Origin of the sequence: Methylorubrum sp. POS3 (genome assembly GCF_043352485.1) — a bacterium.
Classification (GTDB): domain Bacteria; phylum Pseudomonadota; class Alphaproteobacteria; order Rhizobiales; family Beijerinckiaceae; genus Methylobacterium; species Methylobacterium suomiense.
The window spans coordinates 3,714,539-3,738,309 of the sequence record NZ_JAPRBT010000001.1; the positions used below are offsets into that span (position 1 = coordinate 3,714,539).

Below are 23,771 nucleotides of genomic sequence, written 5' to 3' on the forward strand. Positions count from 1 at the left end.
GGACTCTTGCCGTCGAGCGAGAACACGATCACGCCGAGCGGATGGCTCAAGCATGCCCCATCCCCAAGTCTTGCGGGACATGGCCCTCTTCGTCGAAGTGGCCAAAAGGCGAAGTTTTAGCCAAGCCGCACTCGTTCTGGGTATGCCGGTCTCCTCGCTGTCGCGGCGCATCACCGTGTTCGAGACGGCCATCGGATTGCGTCTGCTCGATCGCACGACGCGGCGGCTGACGCTGACCACCTATGGCGAGGCCTATTTCGCCCAAGCCATGCGCCTCGTCGATGAGGCGCAGCAGGCTTACGACGACATCATGGCGGAGGCGAAGGGGCCGAGCGGCCTTCTCCGGATCGCCGTGCCGTCCGACCTCTGGGTGCAGCAACATCTCGCCAGCATCATCTCCGATTTTGCCAACGGCAACGAACATGTCCGTTTGCAGGTCGGGCTGGGATACGGGCCTGTCGACCTGATGGAGGAGCGCTACGACCTGGCCATTGCGGTCGAGACACCCCGCGAGACCTCGTTGATCGTGCGCAAGGTGGTGGAGTTGGAGAACGGCGTCTTCGGAGCCCCCAGCTACCTGGAAGATTGGGGCCGCCCGATGCGGCCGCAGGACCTCACCGAGCACAACGTTCTCGTCCCAGGGCCGCCGACGAACTGGGCCTTCACCCGAGGGGATCAGACGGGCTCCGTCACGGTGTCCGGCCAGATCGCCTGCAATTCCCCGAGCTTGATGCGCTCCTTCGCTCTGGCCGGGCATGGGCTGTTCTCGGCAAGCCTCGCCTGCGTCGAGTCCGACATCGCCAACGGGGTCCTCGAGCAAGTCATGACGGATTGGACGCTTCGACCGACGCCGGTCTACATCGTGACGACGTCACGGTTGCTTCCGGCCAAAGTGCGCAGCTTCATCGAGTTCGCGGTCAAGCGTCTCACCGGCTCCTCCGAGGCGGAAGAGATGCCGAGGCGTGAGGCGGCTCGATAGGCGCGGCTCCCTGCGCGAGCCGGTACACGGCAGCACGGGTCCGAAGGCACCGCGATCGCGCGTGACCGCCTGTGACTGAAGGGAACGGGCGGTCATCGTCATGCCGCGTGTCAACGGAAGTTGCGCGCCTGCACCCGCAGCGCCCGCTGACCGGCCCCACGCACCGGCTCCGGCGGGGCGGGCTGGTGTTCCTGGCCGATCCGATCGAGCAGGCCGGACCGGTCGGCGAGATCGCTGGCGATCAGGTGGACGACCTCACCGACCCGCTGGACCCGGCCACGGCAGGCCATCAGCCGGGCGGCGAGCACGGTCCGGCGGCAGCGTTCGAACAGGTCCGGCCGCACGATCAGGTTGGCGATGCCGGTCTCGTCTTCCAGCGTCAGGAACATCGTGCCCTTGGCCGAGCCGGGTCGCTGGCGCATCAGCACGAGGCCGGCGACCGTGAGGCGGGACCCGTCCCGGGCGTGGTCGAGCCGGTTGCAGGGCCGGTCGCCGAAGGCGGTCAATTCGGTCCGCAGGAAGCTCAGCGGATGCGCTCTCAGGCTGAGGCCCTTGGAGCGATAATCGGCGACGACCTCGCCGCCCGCGCTCATCGGTGCCAGCACCACCTGAGGCTCCGCGATCACGGGCTCGGCGGTGCCGGTCTCCGCGCGCAGGGCGGCGAAGAGCGGCAGTGGAGCCGGGACAAGGGCGCGCACCGCCCAGGCGGCTTCGCGCCGGCCGAGGCCGAGGGAGCGGAACGCGTCCGCCCGCACGAGGCAGGCGAGCGTGGCGGTGGGCAATCCGGTCCGCTCCGCCACTTCGGCGAGGGTGCCGAAGCGCTGTCCGCCGCGTGCCTCGACGAGCCGCGCGCCGTCGCGTTCGGGTAGGCCGCTCACGAGGCGCAGACCCAGCCGCACCGCGCGCCGCTCGGTGCCGGGACCGTCCCGCTCCAGGGTGCAGTCCCAGGCCGAGGCATTCACGTCGACCGGCCGGATCGCGACGCCGTGGGCGCGGGCATCGCGGACGATCTGGGCGGGGGCGTAGAAGCCCATCGGCTGCGCGTTGAGCAGCGCCGCACAGAACACGTCGGGGTGATGGCACTTCAGGTAGGACGAGGCGTAGGCCAACAGCGCGAAGGAGGCGGCGTGGCTCTCCGGGAAGCCGTAGGAGCCGAAGCCTTCGAGCTGGCGGAAGGTCCGCTCGGCGTAGTCGCGGGCATAGCCGTTGGCCACCATCCCCTCGATCAGCCGCGCCTGGAAGCGGTGGACGCCCCCCGTCATCTTGAAGGTCGCCATCGAGCGGCGCAGTTCGTCGGCCTCGGCCGCCGAGAACCCCGCTCCGACCATGGCGACCTGCATCGCCTGCTCCTGGAACAGCGGTACGCCGAGCGTCTTGCCGAGAACCGCCTTCAGTTCGGGGGTCGGATAGCTGACGGCCTCGTGGCCCTCGCGTCGGCGCAAATAGGGATGGACCATGTCGCCCTGGATCGGGCCGGGACGCACCAGGGCCACCTCGATGACGAGGTCGTAGAATTGTCTCGGCTTCATGCGCGGCAGCATCGCCATCTGCGCACGGCTCTCGATCTGGAAGACGCCGACCGTGTCGGCCCGCCGGATCATCGCGTAGGTGGCGGGATCGTCCTGCGGGATCGTGGCGAGGTCGAGGGAAATCTCCTTGGCGGTCTTCAGGAGATCGAAGGCGCGGCGCAGGCAGCCGAGCATGCCGAGGCCCAGGACATCGACCTTCATGAACTTGAGGGCGTCGATGTCGTCCTTGTCCCACTCGATGACCTGCCGGTTCTCCATCGCGGCGGGCTCGACCGGCACCAATTCGTCGAGGCGGTCGAGGGTCAGGACGAAGCCGCCGGGATGCTGCGAGAGATGGCGCGGCGTGCCCATCAGCTCGCGGGCGATGTCGAGGGTCAGGCGCAGGCGCCGGTCGCCCGGATCGAGGCCGAGCGCCTGCAATTCCCGTTCGCCCGCGCCCTCGCCGCCCCAGGGCCAGGTCAGGCGGTTGAGGGCGCCGGTCACCTCTTCCGGCAGGCCCAGGACTTTGCCGACCTCGCGCAAAGCCCCGCGGGCGCGGAAACGGCTGACGACCGCCGTGAGCGCGGCGCGGTGACGGCCATAGGTGGCGAAAATCCACTGGATCACCTCCTCGCGCCGCTCATGCTCGAAATCGACATCGATGTCGGGCGGCTCGCGCCGAGCCTCCGAGACGAAGCGCTCGAACAGCAGATTCTGCTGGACCGGATCGATGGAGGTGATCCCGAGACAGTAGCAGACCGCCGAATTGGCCGCCGAGCCGCGCCCCTGACAGAGGATCTGCCGGGACTGGGCGAAGGCGACGATCGACTCGACCGTGAGGAAGTAGGGGGCGTAGCCGAGCCGATCGATCAGTCCGAGTTCGTGGCGCAACAGCCGCGCCACGGCCGCCGGAACTCCCTCCGGCCAGCGCCGCCCGGCACCGGCCCAGGTCAGGGATTCCAGCCGCTCCTGCGCGGATCGGCCATCCGGCCCGATCTCCGTCGGGTATTCGTAGCTGAGCTCATCCAGGGAGAAGCGACAGGCCTCGGCGATCTCTCCGGCGCGGGCGAGCGCCTCGGGAAAACGGGCGAAGAGGCGCGCCGTCTCTTGGGGCGCCTTGAGGAAGCGGTCGGCGTGCCGTTCCTTGAGGAAGCCCGCCCGCTCGATCGTGACCCCGCGCCGGATACAGGTCGCCACGTCCTGAAGCCGCCGCCGCCCGGCGACATGGTAGAGGATGTCGCCGGTGACGACGACGGGCATGCGCGCCTGCCGGGCCGCCGCGGCCAGTGCGTCGAGCCGCGCCGCGTCGTCGGGCCGGAAGCGGCGGGTGAGGGCGCAGGAGGCGCGCCCGCCGAACAGGTCCTTGAGCCGCGCGAGGTCTTGCGCCAGGCCCGGGCCCGGCGCCTCGGCGAGGAGGATCGCGAAGAGTCCTCCTTGCAATCCCCCTTGTAGCCCTCTTTGCGGTTCCCCCTGCCACTCTTCGAGGTCGCGCCAGGTCAGGACGCAGCGGCCCTTGCCGCCCCGCGTTTTGCCGAGGCTGAGCAACCGGCACAGCCGTCCGTAGGCCGCCCGGTCGGCGGGATAGACGAGAAGCGGGGGCGCATCCTCAAGATCGATCCGGCAGCCGACGACGAGGCGCACGCCCGTCGCCCGCGCCGCTTGATGGGCCCGGACCATGCCGGCGAGGGAGCCGTGATCGGTGATGCCCAGGGCCGGGATCCCCAGCAGGGCGGCGGCGGCGAAGAGTTCCTCCGGGCTCGACGCCCCCCGCAGGAACGAGAAATGGGTCGTGACCTGAAGCTCGGGAATGCTCACGCTTCGCCGAGCCCGTGCAGCCACCAGCGTCCGTTCGCCTCCATCGGCCCGTCGCGAAACAGCCAGAAGCGCTCGCCCGCCTCCGTCTCGACCCGGTAATAGTCGCGCATCCGCTCCGCCTCGCCGTCGGCGATCCACCATTCTCCGAGGATGCGCTCCGGACCGTCGGCTCGGGTGATCTTGTGGCGGGCGCCGCGCCAGACGAAGAACAGGGGCGGCGCGTCGGGTATCTCGGCCATCGCCGCCACGGGCTCCGGCGCGGCGAGCAGGCGGGCGGGCCGGGGCAGGTCGACGGGCCAGAGGGCGCCGAGCGGCGCGGCCAGGGCCGGTACCCGCCGAACCGCGCGTTCGGGCCAGTCGCTCTCGACCGGGGCCAGCCGGTAGATCCGCTCCGCGCCGAGGCGGAGGCGGAGCGTGTCGACGAGAGCCGCGAGGTCCACGGCCTCCGGTTCGCCCCCGAGGACGGCGCCGCTGAGCTGCCGCTCGGCCAGAGGCTCGACCCGCGAGGCCGTCAGCGTCATCTCCTCGATGCCGAAGCCGGGATCGATCTGCGGCAGTCGCTCCGTGAGGAGCCGAGCGAGGTGGGCCGCGTCGCGGCTCGGCCGTGCGGTGCCGATCCGGATCGCCTGATCGAGGCGGTCGATCCGGCGGAACACGAGGTCGAGGCGTCGGGCGCCGAGGCCCATCCGCTCCAGATCGGGCACGATCCGGGTACAGAGATCCCCGACCACCCGCCCCAGCACCTCCGGGCTGCCGACGGGGTCGGGAAAGCGGAGGGCGGCCCGCGGCGCTTCGGGCGCGGCCAGGATCGCGAGGGGCTCCGGCTCGGCCCCGGTCGCCCGGTCGAGCCGCAGCAGCGGCTCCGGGCCGAACCGCCGGCGCAGGGGCGCACGGGGCGCGGCCATGAGCCCGCCGATCCGCAGGATGCCGACCTCGGCGAGCGCCGCCACGATCTCCGGCGGCAGGCGCAGGGCCGCGACGGGCAGATCCAACAGGGCAACGGAGGTTCCGCCGGGCGGCACGATCCCGCCTGGCCCGAACCGGGCGACCGCCCAGGCAGCGCCGGGCGTGTCGGCGAGGGCGAGGCAGGCTGACATCCCCGTCCGCTCCAGACGTGCGGCGAGATCGGCGAGCAGATTCGCCTCGCCCCCCTGCAGATGGGCTGCACCCGCGATGTCGATCAGGATGCCGTCGGGCGGATCGAGGGCGACGAGAGGGGCGTAGCGCAGGCACCAGATCCCCAGCCGCACCAGCCCCGCCGCGTCGGCCTCCGGCTCGGCGGGGACGAGGCGCAGGCCCGGCACCATCGCCATGGCTTGAGCGGCGGCCATGCCGGGCCTCAAGCCCAGGCGACGGGCGGTCGCGTCGATCCCGGCCAGCACCCGCCGAGGGCCATCCTGCCGCACCGTCGCCAGGGGCTCATCGACCGCCGGCGCGTCGCAGGGCGGGGCGCTCCGGCGCAGCCTGTCGGTCGGCCAGGACGGTAGGCACAGCGAGACGACCCTGCGCATCGCAGGCCTCCACGATCCATGAGCCCGGTGCGCCGCCGCGGCAGCGCTGCAGATCGAGCCGCCACCGCGGGCGGCCCATATGTCGATCTCCCCCGGAGCCGGAGGGAGCGGGGCTCACCCGCCATCGGGTGCGGGCGGCGGAGGGTTCGGGCTCCACCGTCTCGCCCGCGCAGACCCGGTGCAGCACCAGGGCGGTGACGCCCGAGCCTTCCGCGGCGAGCTGCAGGCGGCGGGAGGGGGTGAGGGCCATGCGGGTCAACTCGCCGACGACGCCGGCCAGCCCTCGGTGGCGCAGGCCCTCCTCCATGGCCGGCAGCACCTCCGTGTCCCGCCACGTCTCGCAATAGACCACCCGGTCGGGATGGAGCCCGACGCGGGCGAGAGCCGGGGCGAACAGGTCGCGGCTGTGCAGGCACCACAGAACCGGCCCGTCGAGCCGGGCCAGGATGCCGCCCGCGAACAGCACCGCGGAAGCGGCGTAGCGTCCCCGCGGCCCACCCTCGTGGATCTGATGGAGGGCGCCGAGCGCGAGGCCGCCCCCCGGCAAAGCCCGGTCGAGGGTTCCGGCTCCGAACGGCAGCACGGAATCCGTCGTCCGAGCCTCCACGGCGGGCTCGGTGAGCCGCCGCAGCTCGGCCAGGACGTTCTTCGCGGGAGCCGGCGGGTCGGAGGAGCGGGGAGGGGGCATGGACCGGGGCTGCGGAAGGAGCTGTGTTCAGAACAAACAGTGAACACAGCGCAGCCGTTCTCCGTCAACCGTCCCGCCGCGATGCTCCCTGTTGAAAATGCGGATTTTATTCCGGCCGCAGGCTTGACCTTTGTCGCCAGTCTTCTGACTCGCCCGAAGCCCTGCGCGCGGCGCGGGCAATCGACGCATGCACCCATCAAATACGCATGTGGGCGGAGTGCAGGTGCAACAAATCTGCCTGCTGTTGCCGTTGAACGACAGATCTTCGCGCGCGTCGATCTATCGTAACGTGGTGCCGGAGATCCGGTCGGGGGAGTCTAACAGTGCGGGGACGGTCCCGCGCCTCCGTTCGGGCTCACAACTGTGCCAGGGCCATGAGTGACGCACGACCCACGGGCCCCAAGCCCGTCATTCTCGTCGTCGAGGATGAGCCCGACGAGCGCTTCCTCGCGGCCGAACTCCTAGAGGAGAAGGGCTTCGAGGTGATCGAGGCCGAGACGGCCGAGCGCGCGCTCGAGATCCTGCGCCAGCGCGGCGACAGGATCGACGTGGTGTTCTCCGATGTGCGCACGCCGGGCACGATCGGCGGTTTCGAACTCGCCCGGATCATCGGCGTGACCTGGCCGCGCATCCGCATGCTGCTGACCTCGGGCGACGCGGGCGATCAGCCGAGCGACCTGCGCGTCACCGCGACCTTCATGCCGAAGCCCTGGCGCGCACCCGAGATCCTGACCTGGCTGGAGGAGGCCGCGGGCCTGCGCGAACGGTCGGGTGAGGCGTAGTCACCTCGGAATCATCCCTGCCGCGTTCGCCCGCCCGCCCATCCTCCCGCTGGCGGGCTGACGCGGTCACACCGAGACGGGCAGGGCCGCCTGCTCGCCCACGCCGAAGACGCGCTTGTAGCGGGCGACCTCCGCGGCCGGTCCCTGCGCCTTGGTCGGATTGTCGGAGAGCTTCACGGTCGGGCGCCCCTCGACCGAGGCGACCTTGCAGACCACCGAAATCGGATCGAGCCGCCCCTCCGGCACCAGACCGCGGAAATCGTTGGTGAGTCGCGTGCCCCAGCCATAGCCGATCCGCATCCGGCCGTGGAAATGGGCGTGGATGCGCTCGATCTCGTCGATATCGAGCCCGTCCGAGAAGATCGCGAGCTTCTCGCGCGGGTCGCAGCCCCTGTCGCGCCAGAAGGCCAGGGCTTCCTCGCCCCCTTCGATCGGATCCTTCGAATCGATCCGGATGCCGGTCCAGGCGGTGAGCCAGTCGGGGGCGTTCTTGAGAAAGCCGGACGTCCCGTAGGTGTCGGGCAGGACGACGAGCAGATTGCCCTCATAGTCCTGCTGCCAGTCCGCCAGAACGGCATAGGGCGACTGCGCCAAGGCGTCGTCGTCGTCGCCGGCGAGGGCCGCGTAGACCATGGGCAATTCGTGGGCGTTGGTGCCGACCGCTTCGACCTCCCGCCTTTGGGCGATCAGACAGTTCGAGGTGCCGAGGAAGCGTTGATCGCCCAGGCCCTCGTTCATGGCCTGGACGCACCAATCCTGCCACAGGAAGCCGTGGCGCCGCCGGGTGCCGAAATCGGCGATGGACAGGTCGGGCAGGCGCTTCAGCCGCTCGATCTTCTCCCAGACGCGGGTCATGGCGCGGGCATAGAGCACTTGCAGCTCGAACCGGCCGAGATCGCGAAGGACCGCCCGCGAGCGCATCTCATTGAGGATCGCGAGCGCGGGCACCTCCCACATCGTTGTCTCGACCCAGGGGCCGTGGAAGGTCAGGGCCACCTGGCCGTCCCGCAATTCCAGTTCGTATTCGGGTAGCCGGAAATCCTCGAACCACGCCATGAATTCCGAGGAGAGGATCTGGCGCTTGCCGTAGAAGGTGTTGCCGCGCAGCCAGGTGGATTCGCCGCGGCTCAGACGCAGGGTGCGGGCATGGTCGAGCTGCTCGCGCAGGGCGCCGAGATCGATCTCCTCGGCGACGCGCACCCGCACGGACCGGTTCTGGATCGCGAAGCTCGTCCGCACGTCCCGGTGACGGCGGAAGATCATCTGCGCCATCAGGAGCTTGTAAAAGTCCGTGTCGAGGAGCGAGCGGACGATCGGATCGATGCGGAAATTGTGATTATAGACCCGCGTCGCGAGGTCGAGCATGGATCTTGGCCGTCTTCTGTCTGATTCGATCAGTCAAGCTTGGGTCGGATCGGGGGGGCGATCAACGGCCGAGCCCACATTGCCGGCATTCCGACGCCGCGCGCGGGGCCCGAACCGCACGGTCTCTCAAACGAGAACGCCCCCGCCGTGAGGCGGAGGCGTGCGATGCGTCGATCACTCGATCGAAGAGATCAGGCGAGGTTGACCTTCTTGGTCTCGGTCTTCGGGCTCTCGCCGGTAAGCGTCGCCTTCACGTAGCCGTAGAGGTGGACCATGGTCGAGGACGGGCTGTCCCAATACTCGCCCTGTTCCGGATGGATGCGGATCAGGCCGACCTCGGGATCGTCCTTGCCGTTGGGGAACCACGTCTTGAGGCTCTCCTTCCACTTCTCGTCGATCAGCGCTTGGTCGCGGATCACCTCGGCCTTGCCGGCGATCGAGACGTAGGTTTGGCTCGACGGATCCGAGTAGGCGAGGTTGACCTGATTGTCCCGGCCGATCTCGGCCGTCTTGGGCGAGTGCAGCTTGGTGAAGAACCAGATGTCGCCGTTCTCGTCGATGTCGTTGTTCCACATCGGGCGGCTGTTCAACGTCCCGTCCTGATCGGCTGTGGTCAGCATCGCGACCTTGACGTCCTTGGTCAGCTCGAAGAGCTTCTTCGCGCCCTCGTGGTCGCGATGGTTGCCCTGGTGCATGGGTGGCCTTCTCCAACTCAGACAATAGGATGCGCTTCGAGACGGCGCGGGCGTCGCGCGGTCCCGGCGATTGCCTCGACAACGAGCGAGGCCGGTGTTGGTTCAGGCTTTGCGGGAGATGCCGAGGAGGCTTGCGCCACGCTCACGCATCGCGCCCGCCTCGGCGGCGGGGGCGACTTCCCCTGCGATCGGGTCCGAGCCCGGGCGGCGGATCGCCGGGCAGGGTGTCTCGCTTGGTGCCGAGGAAACACCCAATCGGGCGGATGAGGGCAGGGCGCCGGTCGTCTTCGGGCTGGTGTTTCAGAATTGCGCGGTTAGATGGACGGACGGTTACGACAAACCGCCGCCCGATGGAGCATCGAATCTTGGCCATCACCCGCGACGACGTGCTCAGTGCGCTCTCGACCGTCGCGGTCGATGACGGCGCCACCACCCTTCCCGGTTCCGGCCGCCTCTCCCAGGTGGTGATCGATGGCGGCAACCGGGTGATGTTCTCGATCTCGATCGATCCGAGCGAGGCCGAACGGTTCGAGCCGGTCCGCCGCGAGGCGGAGGGGCGGGTGCTCGCCATTCCCGGCGTGTCGAGCGTGCTGGCGAGCCTCACCTCCGAGCGCGGCCCCAACACCCCCGGCCCCGGCGCACCCCGTTCGCCCGGCCCCGCCCCGGTGCCGCCGCGTCAGGGCAATTCCCTGCCGGGCGTGCGCCACATCGTGGCGGTGGCCTCGGGCAAGGGCGGGGTCGGCAAGTCCACCACCGCCTGCAACCTTGCGCTCGCCCTGCGGGCCCAGGGGCTCAAGGTCGGTCTGCTCGATGCCGACATCTACGGCCCTTCCGTGCCGAAGCTTCTGGGCCTGTCGGGCAAGCCGCGGGTGATCGAGGGGCGGGTGCTCGAACCGATGCAGGCCTTCGGGCTCAAGGCGATGTCGATCGGCTTCCTGATCGAGCCGGAATCGGCGATGATCTGGCGCGGGCCGATGGTACAATCGGCGATCACCCAGATGCTGCGGGATGTGGCTTGGGGCGATCTCGACATCCTGGTGGTCGACATGCCGCCGGGCACCGGCGACGCACAGCTCACCATGGCCCAGGCAACGCCCCTGTCCGGCGCCGTGATCGTCTCGACGCCGCAGGATCTCGCCCTGATCGACGCGCGGCGCGGCGTGACGATGTTCCGCAAGGTGTCGGTGCCGATCCTCGGCGTGATCGAGAACATGGCGACCTTCATCTGCCCGCATTGCGGCACGGCCTCCGCGATCTTCGGTCATGGCGGTGCCCGTCAGGAAGCGGAGCGCCTGGAGGTGCCGTTCCTCGGCGAGATCCCGCTCACCATGGCGATCCGCGAGACCTCCGATGCCGGACGTCCCGTCGTCGCGACCGATCCGGACGGGCCGCAGGCGAAGATCTACCGCGCCATCGCGGACAAGCTCTGGGCCGGCCTCAACGGCGCGCCCGCCGGCCGCGCGGCGCCCAAGATCGTCATCGAGTGATCGAAGCGTGACCCATGTCCTCGGGCTGATCCTCGCGGGTGGCCTGTCGCGGCGCATGGGCGGCGGCGACAAGCCGTTGAGAGTGCTGGCCGGCCGAACCCTGCTGGAGCGCGTGGCCGAGCGGTTGGGGCCGCAATGCCCCGGGGGCCTCGCCCTCAGCGCCAACGGTGATCCGGTACGGTTCCGCCACGCCTATGCCGGCCCGGTCCTGCCCGACACGGTTCCGGACAATCCTGGGCCCCTCGCCGGCATCCTCGCCGGACTCGATGCCGCGGCGGCGATGGGGCGGACCCATGTCGTCAGCGTACCCGGCGACGCGCCGTTCCTGCCGCTCGACTTCGTGGCGCGCCTGATCCGTGCCGGCGAACGGCCGATCGCCCTCGCGGCTTCGGGAGAGCGGCGGCACTTCACCAGCGCGCTCTGGCCGGTGCGCTTGCGCGACGATCTGCGGGCCTGGTTGGTGTCGGGCGAGCGGCGCGTCGGCGGCTTCATCGACCGCCACGGGGCGGATGTGGTCTCCTGGCCGGTCGAGCCGGTCGACCCGTTCCTGAACCTCAATGCGCCGGACGATCTGGCGGCGGCGGAGCGGTTTCTGGGCACGCAGTCGTGACCGACCGGTCAAACCGGGGACGGAGGCCGGTCCGCTGTTGTGCGGAAGGCTCGCACTTCATATTTAAGTAACTGAAACGACGGCCTTTAGACCGGTCGATCGCTCCTATCCCACACCCTCATCCTGAGGTGCTGCGCAGCAGCCTCGAAGGAGGGCTCCAGGGAGCACTGAGAGTTCTGGAGCCCTCTTTCGAGGCTGAGCTGACGCTCAGCGCCTCAGGATGAGGGCGCGGGTGGGATGCGCGGACACCGGGTACGACGGGCCAGGGCATTGCCCCCGCCCGCTGGCCACTGAACGAGAACTGAGAGAGCGACGTTGGCAGACGACAACGATCCGACCGGCGCGGGCGCGCCGCCCCCGGCCACCGACATCAAGCCCGTCTCCATCACCGACGAGATGCGCCGATCCTATCTCGATTACGCCATGAGCGTGATCGTGAGCCGGGCCTTGCCGGACGCGCGCGACGGCCTGAAGCCGGTGCATCGGCGCATCCTCTACTCGGCCTTCGAATCCGGGCACCTGCCGGAGCGCAAATACGTCAAGTCGGCCCGCATCGTCGGCGACGTAATCGGTCTCTACCATCCGCACGGCGACCAATCGATCTACGATGCGCTGGTGCGCATGGCGCAGGATTTCTCCATGCGCCTCATGCTCATCGACGGGCAGGGCAATTTCGGCTCGGTCGACGGCGATCCGGCCGCGGCCATGCGGTACACCGAGTCGCGTCTCGCCAAGCCCGCGATTTCGCTCCTCTCCGACATCGACAAGAACACCGTCGATTTCGGTCCCAACTACGACGATTCCCGCGAAGAACCGTCGGTCCTCCCCGCGCGATTCCCGAACCTTCTGGTCAACGGCGCGGGCGGCATCGCCGTCGGCATGGCGACCAACATCCCGCCGCACAACCTCGGTGAGCTGATCGATGCCTGCATCGCGCTCATGGACGATCCGGCCCTCACCATCGAGGGCCTGAACGAGATCGTCCCCGGCCCGGATTTCCCGACCGGCGGCCTGATCCTGGGGCGCTCCGGCACGCGGCAGGCCTACACCACCGGACGCGGCTCGATCATCATGCGGGCCCGCTCGCACGTGGAAGAGCTGCGCAAGGAGCGCGAGGCGCTGATCTTCACCGAGATCCCGTATCAGGTGAACAAGGCCACGCTCATCGAGAAGATCGCCGAACTGGTGAAGGAGAAGCGCCTGGAGGGCATCTCCGACCTGCGCGACGAATCCGACCGCGACGGCATGCGCATCGTGGTGGAGCTCAAACGCGACGCCATCGCCGACGTCGTTCTGAACCAGCTCTACCGCTACACCCCGCTCCAGACCTCGTTCGGCGCCAACATGGTGGCGCTGAACGGCGGGCGCCCCGAATTGATGAACCTGAAGGACCTGCTCCAGGCCTTCAACGACTTCCGCGAGGAGGTCGTCTCCCGGCGCACCAAGTTCCTGCTGAACAAGGCCCGCGAGCGGGCCCACGTCTTGTGCGGCCTCGCCATCGCGGTCGCCAATATCGACGAGGTGATCCGGCTGATCCGCACCTCGCCCGACCCGAACACCGCGCGCGAGGCCCTGATGGCCCGCGACTGGCCCGCCCACGACATCGCCCCGCTGATCGCGCTGGTGGACGATCCGCGCCACCGCGTGGCCGAGGACGGGACCTACCGCCTCTCCGAGACGCAGGCCCGCGCCATCCTCGACCTGCGCCTGCAGCGCCTCACCGCGCTCGGCCGTGACGAGATCGGCGACGAACTGAAGAAACTCGCCGACGAGATCGCCGACTATCTCGACATCCTGCGCTCCCGCGCCCGCATCCAGGCGATCGTGAAGGGCGAGCTGGCCGAAGTCCGCGAGCTGTTCGCGACGCCGCGCAAGACCGAGATCGTCGATTCCGACTCGAGCGTCGAGGACGAGGATCTGATCGCCCGCGAGGACATGGTCGTGACCGTGTCCCATGCCGGCTACGTCAAGCGCGTGCCGCTCTCGACCTACCGCTCGCAGAAGCGCGGCGGCAAAGGGCGCAGCGGCATGGCGACCCGCGACGAGGATTTCGTCACCCGCCTGTTCGTCGCGAACACGCACACCCCGGTGCTGTTCTTCTCCGACCAGGGTCAGGCCTACAAGGAGAAGGTCTGGCGCCTGCCCATCGCCGCGCCGAACGCCCGCGGAAAGGCCCTCGTCAACATCCTGCACCTGCAGAACCAGGGCGAGCGCATTTCCACCATCATGCCGCTGCCCGAGGACGAGGCGTCCTGGGAGACCCTCGACGTGATGTTCGCCACGGCCAGCGGCAATGTCCGCCGCAACAAGCTGTCGGACTTCACGACCGTGAACCGCAACGGCAAGATCGCCATGAAGCTCGATCCGGGCGATCACATCGTCCATGTCGAGATCTGCCGGCCCGAGCAGAACGTTCTGCTTACCACCGCGCTCGGTCAGTGCATCCGCTTCCCGGTCGAGGACGTCCGCGTCTTCAAGGGCCGCGATTCGACCGGCGTGCGCGGCATCAACTTGGCCAAGGACGATACCGTCATCTCGATGGCGATCCTCAACGCCTTCGAGGCGAGCCCGGAGGAGCGGGCCGGCTACCTGAAGATGCGCCGCGCCGTCATCGGCGATGCGGGCGAGGCCGAGGAGGCGAGCGAGGCCGAGGAGACGACGGCCGAGGCCGCGATCTCGCAGGAGCGCTACACCGAGATGAGCGCCCACGAGCAATTCGTGCTGACCCTCTCCGAACGCGGCTTCGGCAAGCGCTCGTCCTCCTACGAGTACCGGACCTCGGGCCGCGGCGGAAAGGGGATCACCGCGATGCGGGTCAATGCCCGCAACGGCAACCTCGTCGCCTCCTTCCCCGTCGAGGCCTCCGATCAGATCATGCTGGTGACCAATGCCGGCCAGCTCATCCGCGTGCCGGTGGACGACATCCGCATCGTCGGCCGTGCCTCGCAGGGCGTGACGGTGTTCAACACCGACAAGGCCGAGCGCGTGGTATCGGTCGAGCATATCGAGGGTGAAGAGGAAGGGGGCGAGGAGGGGGCGTAAGCCGCATCCTTCTCGGCGCACCTCACGCGTCGTCATCCCGGGGCCGCGGAGCGGAACCCGGGAGCCACCCGTGATGCGCGGTGGCGACGACGGGGCGCCCAGTCGTAGGTTCCGGGTTCGCCTCCGGCGCCCCGGAATGACGGAGCGCGAGGAGGCATCGGGTTCCGTTCGCGGGCAAAATGCTCTAGGCCCCTTCCCGTGACGACCCGCACCGCGCTTTATGCCGGCTCCTTCGATCCGGTCACCAACGGCCACCTCGACGTGGTGCGCCAAGCCTGTCGGCTGGTGCCGCGCCTCGTGCTCGCCATCGGCGTGCATCCCGGCAAGGCGCCGCTGTTCACGGCCGAGGAGCGCGCCGGTTTGCTGCGCGAGAGCTGCGGGCCTCTGGCAGCCGCCGAGGGCGCCGAACTCGAGGTCGTCACCTTCGACGATCTCGCCGTCTCGGCGGCGCGCCGCCACGGTGCGAGCCTCTTCATCCGGGGGCTCCGCGACGGCACCGATCTCGACTACGAGATGCAGCTCGCCGGCATGAACGGTGCCATGGCCCCCGAGGTCCAGACCGTCTTCTTGCCCGCCTCCACCGGCGTGCGGCCGATCACCGCCACCCTGGTCCGCCAGATTGCCGCTATGGGTGGCGACGTGACCCCTTTCGTGCCGCCGGCCGTCGCCGCGCGGCTCTCCGCCCGCTTCGCCAAAGCCTGATTCCGACCACGGAGCTTGAGCCCAGCATGAACCGCCGCCACGCCGTCCTCGGCCTCGCCTTGAGCGCGACCCTCGCCTTCGCCGCCCCCGCGCGGGCGGGCGAGAACACCGTCAACCTCGAGACGAAGGATGGGAAGGTCACGATCGAGCTGCGCCCGGAGATTGCGCCCAAGCACGTGAAGCAGCTCAAGACGCTGATCTCCCAGGGCTTCTACGACGGCTTGAAGTTCCACCGCGTCATCGACGGCTTCATGGTGCAGACCGGCGACCCGAAGGGCAACGGCACCGGCGGCTCGAGCCTGCCCAACATTCCGGCCGAGTTCTCCTCCGCCCCGTTCAAGCGCGGCACCGTCGGCATGGCCCGTTCGGGCGATCCGAACTCGGCCAACTCGCAGTTCTTCATCTGCCTGGGCGATGCCGAGTTCCTCAACAACAACTACACCGTGGTCGGCGTCGTCACCTCCGGCATGGACGTGATCGACAAGATCAAGAAGGGCTCCAAGTCGAACAACGGCTCGGTGCAGGACCCGGACAAGATCGTGAAGATGACGCTCGCCAAATGATCCAGATCGGAGGCGAGCGATAGCGGCCCGAGCCCAGAGACGCCGTGCCGCCCCGGCTGTCGCGGCGCTTCTCCTGCTCGTGCCGGGCGGGGCCGATGCGTTCGGGACGCTTGAACCCTGGCGCACCCTCCCGCAAACCTTGCGGGGGACGCTGCGGGTGCCGCTGCTGGCGGGCGAGACCGGGCCGAGGCCGGTCGATACCCTCAAGGATCTGTTTCCGGCGCTCGCCGCCTGCTGGGAAGCGCCGGAGGGCTTGGCCAAGTTCGAGCGCACCGAGATCACGGCGCGCCTCGCGCTCCGCCGGGACGGCTCGGTGATCGGCACGCCGCGGATCACCTTCTCGCAGATTCCGGGCGATACGAGAGCCCGGGACATCCTGGTGCGGGCGACGCTCGACGCGATCGCCCGATGCACGCCGGTCCGGCTCACGCCCGCTCTGGGCGGAGCCATCGCGGGGCGCCCCCTGGCGCTGCGCTTCATTTACGACGGACCCAGAGGACAGGGAATCTAACCAATGGCAGACACCAACGAGACCATCGTCCTGGAGACGACCAAGGGCCGCGTCGTGATCGGGCTGCGCCCCGACCTCGCCCCGAACCATGTCGAGCGGATCAAGACGCTCGCCGCCCAGGGCTTCTACGACGGCGTGCCGTTCCACCGGGTCATCGACGGCTTCATGGCCCAGACCGGCGACCCGACCGGTACCGGCTCGGGCGGTTCGGAGCTGCCGGACCTCAACGCCGAGTTCAATGCCGAGCCGCATGTGCGCGGCACCTGCTCGATGGCGCGCACCAACTTCCCGCATTCGGCGAACTCGCAGTTCTTCATCTGCTTCTCGGACGCCCGCTTCCTCGACCGCCAGTACACCGTGTGGGGCAAGGTGATCGAGGGCATGGACGTGGTCGACACGATCAAGCGCGGCGAGCCCGTTCGCGATCCCGACCGGATCGTGAAGGCCACCGTCGCGGCGGCCTGATTTCCCCTACGGCGATAGCGGCGCCGGGCCCTTGCCCGGCGCCGTTTTCTTTCGTTCGGCGGCCTGTGTCGCCTGCCGCGCCAAACCCTCTCGTCGCCAATCGCGGACGTGATAATTCTGACAGTCTCGCGCATCTCCGATCCGTGGACCTCTCGACTGTGATCACCCCCGTCCAGATCCGCGCCGGCCGCGGTCTCCGCGAATGGACGCAAGGAGGGCTCGCAAACCGGGCCAGAATTTCGGTGGTGACGCTGAACATGATCGAAAGCGATCGGATCGCCCCGCGGAAGCGGACTCCGGCCTCGATCCGCTCGGTGTCGGAAGCGAAGCGCCCTCGCGACATCGGCAACGAGAGCGAGGGCTTTGGGGTCGTGATGCGGCTGAAGATCCGTCCCGCGAATCCGACGCGCTCTGAGGATCGGCGCGACGGGGCTCCCGACACAGGATCGACGTCGAGATCCATGCGGGTGGCCGAATGAACGGCCGCATCGACCTCAACGCCGATCTCGGCGAGGGTTTCGGGCCCTGGCGCATGGGCGACGATGCGGGCCTCCTCGACATCGTCACCTCGGCCAACGTCGCCTGCGGCTTCCACGCGGGCGATCCCGACATTATGGTCGAGACCGCGGCGGCGGCGCGGGCGCGCGGTGTCGCCATCGGGGCCCATCCGGGCTTCTGGGATCTGCGCGGCTTCGGCCGCCTGCGCATCCAGGACAGCCCGCGCCGCATCGAGCGCGACATCGCCTATCAGATCGGTGCCTTCCAGGCCTGCGCGGCTCTCGCTGGGGCCCGCGTCACCCACGTGAAGGCGCATGGGGCGCTCGCCAACCTCTCGAATGAGGAGGACGCGGTCGCCGAGGCCCTCGCCCGCGCCGTCCGGGGCGTTGATCGCGACCTCATCCTCGTCGTGATGCCGGGCTTGCCCGCCGAGCGGGCCGGCGAGCGCGCCGGCCTGCGGCTCGCCCGCGAGATCTACGCCGACCGGGGCTACGCGGCCGACGGCACCCTGTTGCCCCGCGCGATGCCGGGGGCGGTGATCCACGATGCCGAGGCGGCTGCCGCCCGCGTCGCCCGCATGGTCGGGGAGGGGGCGGTGTTCGCGGCCGATGGCCGGGCGTTTTCGGTGGCAATCGACACCGTCTGCGTCCACGGCGACAATCCGGCGGCGATGGTCATGGCGCGGGCCGTGCGCACCGCGCTCGAGGCGGCCGGCCTCTCTCTGAAACCCTTCGCCGTGACGTGACGCTTCGCGACCTCACCGGTTGGCGGCGAGGCACGTTCGGGGCATCCGGCACGACACCCGCGGAAGCGTCCACCGACAGTCTTCGCGAGACCCATGGACTTTTGCGGTCGAGGCGGTCGTTGTCCATCGAGGCTACACGGGACTGAAGACCGTCGCGGCAAGCCATGGTCGTGGGATCGAAACCGTCTTGATCACGGTTTCTTGAGCGGCGACGTCCCACGGGAGGTCGCCGAGCGTAGCAGCGTCGGGACATCCGGGCCGAAATGAAGAAGCTTACCTCCGGCGACGGCTTCGTCGTTCCGCCGCGTCCCACGCGGGTCGCCGCCGCGGAGACGCCGCAAGCGTCCCTCGCCGCCTCCATGGTCGTCGTCGCGATCATCGTCGCCGGTCTCTATCTCGGCCGCGAGGTGCTGATCCCCATCGCGATCGCGATGCTCCTGTCCTTCGTGCTCGGGCCGCTGGTGAACCTGTTGCGCCGGCTGCGCCTCGGTCGCGTCGTCGCCGTGCTCGCGGCGGTTCTGTTCGCCACCGGCATCATCGGGGCGCTCTCCACCGTGATCGGCGTTCAGGTCGCCGAACTCGTACAGGACGTGCCGCGCTACCAGACCACCATCGAGCGCAAGATCCAGGGTCTGCGCGAGGGCTCGCTCGGCCGGACGATGGATTACATCGCCAACATGAACCGGGCGATCCACCAGGGTGGCTCGGACGAGGGCAAGGACGAGGCCGACCGGGCCAAGGCCGCCCAGGAGTCACGCGAGCGGCAGGCCCGTGAACAGGCCCGCAAGGATCCGGCGGCCCGCACCGGACAGCCCGAGGCGGAACCGGCCAAGCCCATGCTGGTGCAGGTCGAGGAACGGCGGCCGAGCCCGTTGGAGATCGCCTCCACCGTTCTCTCGCCGGTGGTGCAGCCGCTTGCCACCGCCGGCATCGTCGTGGTGGTGCTGCTCTTCATCCTGATGCAGCGCGAGGATCTGCGCGACCGCCTGATCCGTCTCGCCGGATCGAGCGACCTGCATCGCACCACGGTGGCGATGGACGATGCGGCGCGGCGCCTGTCGCGCTACTTCCTCGGCCAGCTCGCCCTCAACACCGCCTTCGGCGTCGTCATCGGTCTCGGGCTCTGGATCATCGGGGTGCCGAACCCGGTCCTGTGGGCGATCTTCTCGGCGATGATGCGGTTCGTACCGTATATCGGTGCAGTCCTCTCGGCGATCCTGCCGCTGGCGCTGGCCGCCGCGGTCGATCCCGGCTGGAGCATGGTGCTGGCGACCTTCATCCTGTTCGCGGTGATCGAGCCCCTCGTCGGCCACGTGATCGAGCCCCTGGTCTACGGGCACTCGACTGGGCTCTCGCCCTTCTCGGTGCTGATCTCGGCATTGTTCTGGGCATGGTTGTGGGGGCCGGTCGGCCTGCTGCTCTCGACGCCGCTCACCGTCTGTCTCGTCGTGCTCGGTCGCCATGTCGACCGGCTCGAATTCCTCGACGTGCTGTTCAGCAACCGTCCGGCGCTGACGCCGGTCGAGAACTTCTACCAGCGCATGCTCGCAGACGATCCCGAAGAGGCGCAGGAGCATGCGGAGATGATCCTGCAGGAATGCTCGCTGTCGGCCTATTACGACGACGTGGTGCTCCGCGGCCTGGAACTCGCCGCCCGCGACGCCGCCCGCGGTGTGCTCACCCCCGACCAGAAGGCCGATATCCGTGCCTCGATCACCGCTCTGGTCGAGGATCTCGAGGATCGGGAAGACGGGCTGCCCGAGCCGGCTTCCAAATCCGCCAAGCTGATCCCGGCGGCGGAGGCGGACAGCGCCTGCTCGTCCGAGCCGATCCCCGACCCGTCCCCGGACGATCTGCCCGAGGCGTGGCGGCGCGAAGGGGCCGTGCTCCTCGTCTCGGGCCGCGGCTTCCTCGACGGTGCGGCCACCGCCATCGCCGACCAGCTCCTGCGCAAGCGCGGCTTCGGCACCCGGCAAGTGCCCTTCGCCGAGGTCGCCCGCGTGCGGTTGGGCGCATGGGATCCCGGCGAGCCTCAGGCCGTCTGCGTGATCTCGTTGGCCCTTTCGGGTGAGCCGACGCATCTGAGCCGCCTCGTCAGCCGGCTGCGGCGTAAGCTCGACACCGTGCCGGTGGTGGCGGGGCTGTGGCGCCTGGACGAGCCGGTTCTGTCGGACGAGAGTCTGCGGGCCAAGCTCGGCGCCGACGATCACGTCACCTCCCTGCGCGACCTCATCGAGACGGTCCTGACCATGGCGCGCAACGCCGGCGATACGCGGGAGCCGGAGCGTCGCGAGGCCGCCACGCCGCCGCGTCAGGCGATGCCGGAGCCGGCGTGACAGGGCGCGGGATCGGAACGCTTCACGTTTGACGCCGATCCCGGCCTTTGCCCCTGCCACCGGGTTGACGGGGCCGCCTCCCGGCGGCTTCGTGGATCGGGCAACAGGAGGCTGTCCCTTCGATGAGCGTCGTCGATCTCGCCCGGTTCATGGAAGACCTCGCCACCCAGTCCGGAGCGGCGATCCTGCCGTTCTTCCGGGCGCATTTCGGACTGGACGACAAGTCCCACGGCACCGGCCACGCCTTCGATCCCGTCACCGAGGCTGATCGGGCCGCGGAAGCGGTGATGCGTCGGATGATCAAGGATCAGCTGCCGAGCCATGGGATCCTGGGGGAGGAGTTCGGCGCGGAGCGCACGGATGCGGAATGCGTCTGGGTGCTCGACCCCATCGACGGCACCCGCGCCTTCATCGCCGGCCTCCCGACCTGGGGCACCCTGATCGGCCTCACCCATCACGGCGCGGCGGTGCGCGGCCTGATGCACCAGCCCTATCTCGGCGAGCGTTTCCTCGGCGACGGCAAGACCGCGAGCGTGCGGAGCCCCCGCGGCGAGCGTCCCCTCCACACGCGCCGCTGCGACGCGCTGTCGGCGGCGATCCTGGCCACGACCGATCCTCGCCTGTTCGCCGAGGGGGAGGAATCCGAGCGCTACCGGTCGATCGAGGGCAGCGTGCGCATGTCGCGCTACGGTGCCGATTGCTACGCCTATTGCATGCTGGCGGCGGGCCAGATCGACCTCGTGGTGGAGGCCGGATTGAAGCCCTACGACATCGTCGCGCTGATCCCCATCGTCGAGGGGGCGGGCGGCGTCGTTACCGCCTGGGACGGCGGCCCGGCCACCTCTGGGGGACGGATCGTGGCGGCGGGCAGCCCACGCCTGCACGAGGCCGCCTTGAAGCACCTGAACCCGAGCGCCTGACCCTTTCGCGACGCGCTCGCCCGATCAGCACCGTGGTCGCGTCGCGCCCTGCCTCAAGCCATCGCGCGGGTCGGCTCCGCAGCCGTTTCCGTCGGCGCGGCCTGTCCGGGAATGAAGGCGTCGAAGGCGGCCCAGAAATCGGTGCGCAGGGCGTCGCATTCCGTCAGGATCTCGTGTCGCGCACCGGGCAGGACGATGAGGTGTCCGGTCTTGAGGCGGGCCGCGAAGCGCTCGACGGCCGGCGTGCTGCACACGGGGTCGGCGCCGGCGGCGATGATGAGGCAGGGTAAGCGGATGCGTCGCACCGTGGCGGGCCGATTGAGGGTGCGCATCGCCCGGAAGGCCGAGGCGAGCCATGCGATGGTCGGTCCGCCGACCGCCCCCGCGCCGACGACGCGGGCCGCCTGGGCATTGCGCTCGTAGCGGGACGGATCGGTCGAGAGGCGGTTTCCGGCAAACGGCATGGTCGCGATCGAGGTCGGTTTGCCGAACGGGGTGTAGCAGCGTCCGAGCCCGAGCCGGTGCAGGGTGCGCGCCAGGACCGACGCGGCCGCCGGCCAGCGGACCATCCGGATCTTCAGCATCGGCGCGACGGTCACGAGGCGGCGGAACGGCAGCCAGCCTTCCGCCGCTCCCGTGAGCGCCACCGTGCCGCCCATGGAATGGGCAAGCCCGAAATGCGGCTCGGGCATGGAGGGAACCAGGATCTGCTCAGTGACCGCCGCGAGATCGAGGCGGTAATCGTCGAAGCGGCGGACATGGCCCTTGTGGGCGTCGCGCACCTGACGCCCGGAATCGCCCTGGCCACGCCAATCGAAGGCCACGACGCAGAAGCCGCGGGCGCGCAGCTCGGCGATGGTCTCGTAATACTTCTCGATGAACTCGGCCCGTCCCTGGAGCAGGCAGACCGTGCCCTTCACGGTGCGGCTGGTGGGGCGCCAGGTCGCCGCCCGCAGGGGGATGCCGTCGGCGGTTTCGACCGGGACGAGCCGCGCGCCGGGCGGAACCGGATTGTCGGGCGTGGGTCGCAGCGTCAGCACGGCCGGCTCATCCCCGCTCTGTCTTCGTGACGTTTGGGACGCAAAATGGCCGGGTCGACGCTCTTGCACGACCCCGCGCACCCCCCAATATCATGGATGCGCCGGCCGATACGGCGGCGCGAAGGTCCGGCCCTCGGGCGGACCAGACCATACACAGCATGTTGCTTCTTTCGGAGGATATGTGATGCGTCAGTTCGATCTGGCTCCCCTGTACCGTTCCACCGTCGGTTTCGACCGTTTGTTCGCGGCTCTCGACGGTTTCGTCAGCGCCGAGCAGGCCCCCACCTACCCGCCCTACAATATCGAGCGCACGGCCGAGAACGTCTATCGCGTGACGGTCGCGGTGGCCGGCTTCACCGAGGCCGACCTCTCGATCGAGGTGAAGGAGAACGCCCTCACCATCAAGGGCGAGCGTCAGCCGAGCGAGAGCAAGGCGGAAGTCCTTCATCAGGGCATCGCCGCCCGCGCCTTCGAGCGCCGGTTCCAACTCGCCGACCACGTGCAGGTCACGGGTGCTTCGCTGGAGAACGGCCTCCTCCATGTCGATCTCGTCCGCGAGGTCCCGGAGGCGAAGAAGCCGCGCCGCATCGAGATCGCCAGCCGCGCCTCGGGCCAGCCGGTGATCGAGGGCAAGGTCCAGCAGGCCGCGTAAACGGCCGCAACGGTCATCCATTCAGGGGAGCGCCCCGGCCGAAAGGCCGGGGCGTTTTCGTTTGTGCGATGCAGGCGGCGTTGCCCAAACCAGCCGCTGATCCTGAGGCGCCCGGCCACGCGATCCCTGAAACCCTTCTTCGAGGACGCTCGGGGGGCTTCTCAGGATGAGGGCGCGGGTCGGACGGTGACCCGACGCAAATCAAAAATTCCCGAAACGGTCGTTGCGGCTCGGCTCGTAGCAGGTGAAGCCGACGAAGCAGGCCGGGGTGTCGCGAGCCGGCACGAAGGCGCGGCGGCCGATCTCGGTCGGCTCGCAGAAATTGCGGTCGCGCACGAAGCGGTCATAGGTCTGGCCGCCGGTGCCCAGCACCGCCGCGCCCTGGCGCAGGACGACGTTGCGGGCCTGGGCGCAGCTCATATCGACGGTGGACAGGCGCTGGGCCGTCGCAGGGGAAAGACCGGCGGCGAGCAGGGTGACGGCGAGGGCGAGGCGCATCGGGGTAGATCCGAACGACGGCGGTTCGCCCTCTCAACGGATCGCCGTCACGGATGTATCCCGTCGAGATGGGGCAGCAGAACGACGCTCTCCTGCTCGTTCGGATCGGTCCGGGCGATGAGCGCCGTGCAGGGCTCGGTCGGACTTGGATTGTAGGGCAGGTGCGGCATGCCCGCCGGGATGTAGAGATAATCGCCGGGCCGTATTTCGGCGTGATGCTCCAGCCGCTCCCCCCACCACATTCCGGAGGTGCCGGAGAGCGCGTAGAGCGCCGTCTCGTGCCCCTCGTGCTTGTGGGCCTTGGCCCGAGCACCGGGCGGGATCGTTACCATCTGAAGATGAAGGCCCTGGGCCCCAGC

22 protein-coding genes are annotated in these 23,771 nt (G+C 69.3%); 14 read left to right on the top strand and 8 right to left on the bottom strand.

The window, feature by feature from the left end; all coding sequences use genetic code 11:
- Window positions 1–52: 52 nt before the first annotated feature.
- Window positions 53–979, top strand: a complete 927-nt coding sequence (locus OWC43_RS17185; protein ID WP_393957548.1) for a LysR family transcriptional regulator — start codon at window positions 53–55, stop codon at window positions 977–979.
- A gap of 110 nt (window positions 980–1,089) precedes the next feature.
- On the opposite strand, the gene OWC43_RS17190 is transcribed toward OWC43_RS17185, so the two are convergent.
- From OWC43_RS17190 to OWC43_RS17200, 3 genes are read right to left on the bottom strand one after another with little or no spacing between them, the layout of a single operon-like run.
- On the bottom strand, window positions 1,090–4,302 hold the full coding sequence (locus OWC43_RS17190; protein WP_393957549.1) for an error-prone DNA polymerase: 3,213 nt from the start codon (window positions 4,300–4,302) through the stop codon (window positions 1,090–1,092).
- Window positions 4,299–5,813, bottom strand: a complete 1,515-nt coding sequence (locus OWC43_RS17195; RefSeq protein ID WP_393957550.1) for a DUF6504 family protein — start codon at window positions 5,811–5,813, stop codon at window positions 4,299–4,301. Before OWC43_RS17195 ends, OWC43_RS17190 begins: the two co-directional genes overlap by 4 nt.
- On the bottom strand, window positions 5,722–6,501 hold the full coding sequence (locus tag OWC43_RS17200; protein WP_393957551.1) for an ImuA family protein: 780 nt from the start codon (window positions 6,499–6,501) through the stop codon (window positions 5,722–5,724). Before OWC43_RS17200 ends, OWC43_RS17195 begins: the two co-directional genes overlap by 92 nt.
- A 374-nt stretch (window positions 6,502–6,875) precedes the next feature.
- Between OWC43_RS17200 and OWC43_RS17205 the strand changes: the two genes are divergently transcribed.
- A complete protein-coding gene (locus OWC43_RS17205) occupies window positions 6,876–7,283 on the top strand; it encodes a response regulator (RefSeq protein WP_137831148.1) in 408 nt (135 codons plus the stop codon).
- A gap of 66 nt (window positions 7,284–7,349) precedes the next feature.
- On the opposite strand, the gene pncB is transcribed toward OWC43_RS17205, so the two are convergent.
- Together pncB and OWC43_RS17215 are read right to left on the bottom strand one after the other, a co-directional pair.
- Window positions 7,350–8,648 carry a nicotinate phosphoribosyltransferase gene (gene pncB / locus OWC43_RS17210; RefSeq protein WP_393957552.1) on the bottom strand — a complete coding sequence of 433 codons (1,299 nt, stop codon included), beginning with the start codon at window positions 8,646–8,648 and terminating at the stop codon, window positions 7,350–7,352.
- A gap of 191 nt (window positions 8,649–8,839) precedes the next feature.
- Complete coding sequence (locus OWC43_RS17215; protein ID WP_137831150.1) at window positions 8,840–9,343, bottom strand: pyridoxamine 5'-phosphate oxidase family protein; 504 nt, start codon at window positions 9,341–9,343, stop codon at window positions 8,840–8,842.
- Window positions 9,344–9,708: 365 nt separating this feature from the next.
- Between OWC43_RS17215 and OWC43_RS17220 the strand changes: the two genes are divergently transcribed.
- The 11 genes from OWC43_RS17220 (at window position 9,709) to hisN (ending at window position 21,222) form a co-directional block, all read left to right on the top strand.
- Window positions 9,709–10,830, top strand: a complete 1,122-nt coding sequence (locus tag OWC43_RS17220; RefSeq protein ID WP_238308116.1) for an Mrp/NBP35 family ATP-binding protein — start codon at window positions 9,709–9,711, stop codon at window positions 10,828–10,830.
- 7 nt (window positions 10,831–10,837) lie between these two features.
- Entirely contained in the window at window positions 10,838–11,440 is a 603-nt protein-coding gene (mobA, locus tag OWC43_RS17225) for a molybdenum cofactor guanylyltransferase MobA (RefSeq protein WP_393957553.1), read from the top strand.
- 315 nt (window positions 11,441–11,755) lie between these two features.
- Entirely contained in the window at window positions 11,756–14,482 is a 2,727-nt protein-coding gene (gene gyrA, locus OWC43_RS17230; protein WP_137829661.1) for a DNA gyrase subunit A, read from the top strand.
- Window positions 14,483–14,680: 198 nt separating this feature from the next.
- Window positions 14,681–15,184: a pantetheine-phosphate adenylyltransferase gene (coaD, locus tag OWC43_RS17235; RefSeq protein WP_137829660.1), complete on the top strand. Its 504-nt coding sequence runs from the start codon at window positions 14,681–14,683 to the stop codon at window positions 15,182–15,184.
- A 26-nt stretch (window positions 15,185–15,210) separates the two neighbouring features.
- A complete protein-coding gene (locus tag OWC43_RS17240; RefSeq protein ID WP_137829659.1) occupies window positions 15,211–15,747 on the top strand; it encodes a peptidylprolyl isomerase in 537 nt (178 codons plus the stop codon).
- 79 nt (window positions 15,748–15,826) lie between these two features.
- Window positions 15,827–16,258 carry a hypothetical protein gene (locus OWC43_RS17245; protein WP_393957555.1) on the top strand — a complete coding sequence of 144 codons (432 nt, stop codon included), beginning with the start codon at window positions 15,827–15,829 and terminating at the stop codon, window positions 16,256–16,258.
- 3 nt (window positions 16,259–16,261) lie between these two features.
- A complete protein-coding gene (locus OWC43_RS17250; protein ID WP_137829657.1) occupies window positions 16,262–16,723 on the top strand; it encodes a peptidylprolyl isomerase in 462 nt (153 codons plus the stop codon).
- A 242-nt stretch (window positions 16,724–16,965) separates the two neighbouring features.
- Window positions 16,966–17,202, top strand: a complete 237-nt coding sequence (locus OWC43_RS17255) for a hypothetical protein (RefSeq protein ID WP_393957556.1) — start codon at window positions 16,966–16,968, stop codon at window positions 17,200–17,202.
- Window positions 17,199–17,966, top strand: coding sequence for a LamB/YcsF family protein (locus tag OWC43_RS17260; RefSeq protein WP_137829656.1), 768 nt, complete (start codon window positions 17,199–17,201; stop codon window positions 17,964–17,966). The genes OWC43_RS17255 and OWC43_RS17260 overlap by 4 nt, the downstream gene beginning before the upstream one ends.
- 263 nt (window positions 17,967–18,229) lie before the next feature.
- On the top strand, window positions 18,230–20,302 hold the full coding sequence (locus tag OWC43_RS17265; RefSeq protein WP_393957557.1) for an AI-2E family transporter: 2,073 nt from the start codon (window positions 18,230–18,232) through the stop codon (window positions 20,300–20,302).
- 122 nt (window positions 20,303–20,424) lie between these two features.
- Window positions 20,425–21,222, top strand: a complete 798-nt coding sequence (gene hisN / locus OWC43_RS17270; RefSeq protein WP_137829654.1) for a histidinol-phosphatase — start codon at window positions 20,425–20,427, stop codon at window positions 21,220–21,222.
- Between the two features lie 53 nt (window positions 21,223–21,275).
- Here hisN and OWC43_RS17275 read toward each other — a convergent pair whose 3' ends face one another.
- A complete protein-coding gene (locus OWC43_RS17275) occupies window positions 21,276–22,262 on the bottom strand; it encodes an alpha/beta fold hydrolase (RefSeq protein ID WP_393957558.1) in 987 nt (328 codons plus the stop codon).
- A gap of 184 nt (window positions 22,263–22,446) precedes the next feature.
- On the opposite strand from OWC43_RS17275, the gene OWC43_RS17280 reads away from it, so the two are divergent.
- Window positions 22,447–22,914: an Hsp20 family protein gene (locus OWC43_RS17280; protein ID WP_137829652.1), complete on the top strand. Its 468-nt coding sequence runs from the start codon at window positions 22,447–22,449 to the stop codon at window positions 22,912–22,914.
- Between the two features lie 201 nt (window positions 22,915–23,115).
- Here OWC43_RS17280 and OWC43_RS17285 read toward each other — a convergent pair whose 3' ends face one another.
- A complete protein-coding gene (locus OWC43_RS17285) occupies window positions 23,116–23,412 on the bottom strand; it encodes a hypothetical protein (RefSeq protein WP_393957559.1) in 297 nt (98 codons plus the stop codon).
- Between the two features lie 47 nt (window positions 23,413–23,459).
- A partial coding sequence (locus OWC43_RS17290; protein WP_393957560.1) for a cupin domain-containing protein occupies window positions 23,460–23,771 on the bottom strand: 312 nt, incomplete at its 5' end.

Excerpts from the sequence above, each read along its gene's own strand:
- OWC43_RS17265 (WP_393957557.1), top strand. The coding sequence starts at position 18,230 with ATGAAGAAGCTTACCTCCGGCGACGGCTTCGTCGTTCCGCCGCGTCCC.
- OWC43_RS17215 (WP_137831150.1), bottom strand. The coding sequence starts at position 9,343 with ATGCACCAGGGCAACCATCGCGACCACGAGGGCGCGAAGAAGCTCTTC.
- OWC43_RS17280 (WP_137829652.1), top strand. The coding sequence starts at position 22,447 with ATGCGTCAGTTCGATCTGGCTCCCCTGTACCGTTCCACCGTCGGTTTC.
- pncB (WP_393957552.1), bottom strand. The coding sequence starts at position 8,648 with ATGCTCGACCTCGCGACGCGGGTCTATAATCACAATTTCCGCATCGAT.
- OWC43_RS17260 (WP_137829656.1), top strand. The coding sequence starts at position 17,199 with ATGAACGGCCGCATCGACCTCAACGCCGATCTCGGCGAGGGTTTCGGG.
- OWC43_RS17285 (WP_393957559.1), bottom strand. The coding sequence starts at position 23,412 with ATGCGCCTCGCCCTCGCCGTCACCCTGCTCGCCGCCGGTCTTTCCCCT.
- OWC43_RS17205 (WP_137831148.1), top strand. The coding sequence starts at position 6,876 with ATGAGTGACGCACGACCCACGGGCCCCAAGCCCGTCATTCTCGTCGTC.
- OWC43_RS17240 (WP_137829659.1), top strand. The coding sequence starts at position 15,211 with ATGAACCGCCGCCACGCCGTCCTCGGCCTCGCCTTGAGCGCGACCCTC.
- OWC43_RS17195 (WP_393957550.1), bottom strand. The coding sequence starts at position 5,813 with ATGCGCAGGGTCGTCTCGCTGTGCCTACCGTCCTGGCCGACCGACAGG.
- OWC43_RS17250 (WP_137829657.1), top strand. The coding sequence starts at position 16,262 with ATGGCAGACACCAACGAGACCATCGTCCTGGAGACGACCAAGGGCCGC.
- OWC43_RS17185 (WP_393957548.1), top strand. The coding sequence starts at position 53 with ATGCCCCATCCCCAAGTCTTGCGGGACATGGCCCTCTTCGTCGAAGTG.
- OWC43_RS17200 (WP_393957551.1), bottom strand. The coding sequence starts at position 6,501 with ATGCCCCCTCCCCGCTCCTCCGACCCGCCGGCTCCCGCGAAGAACGTC.
- hisN (WP_137829654.1), top strand. The coding sequence starts at position 20,425 with ATGAGCGTCGTCGATCTCGCCCGGTTCATGGAAGACCTCGCCACCCAG.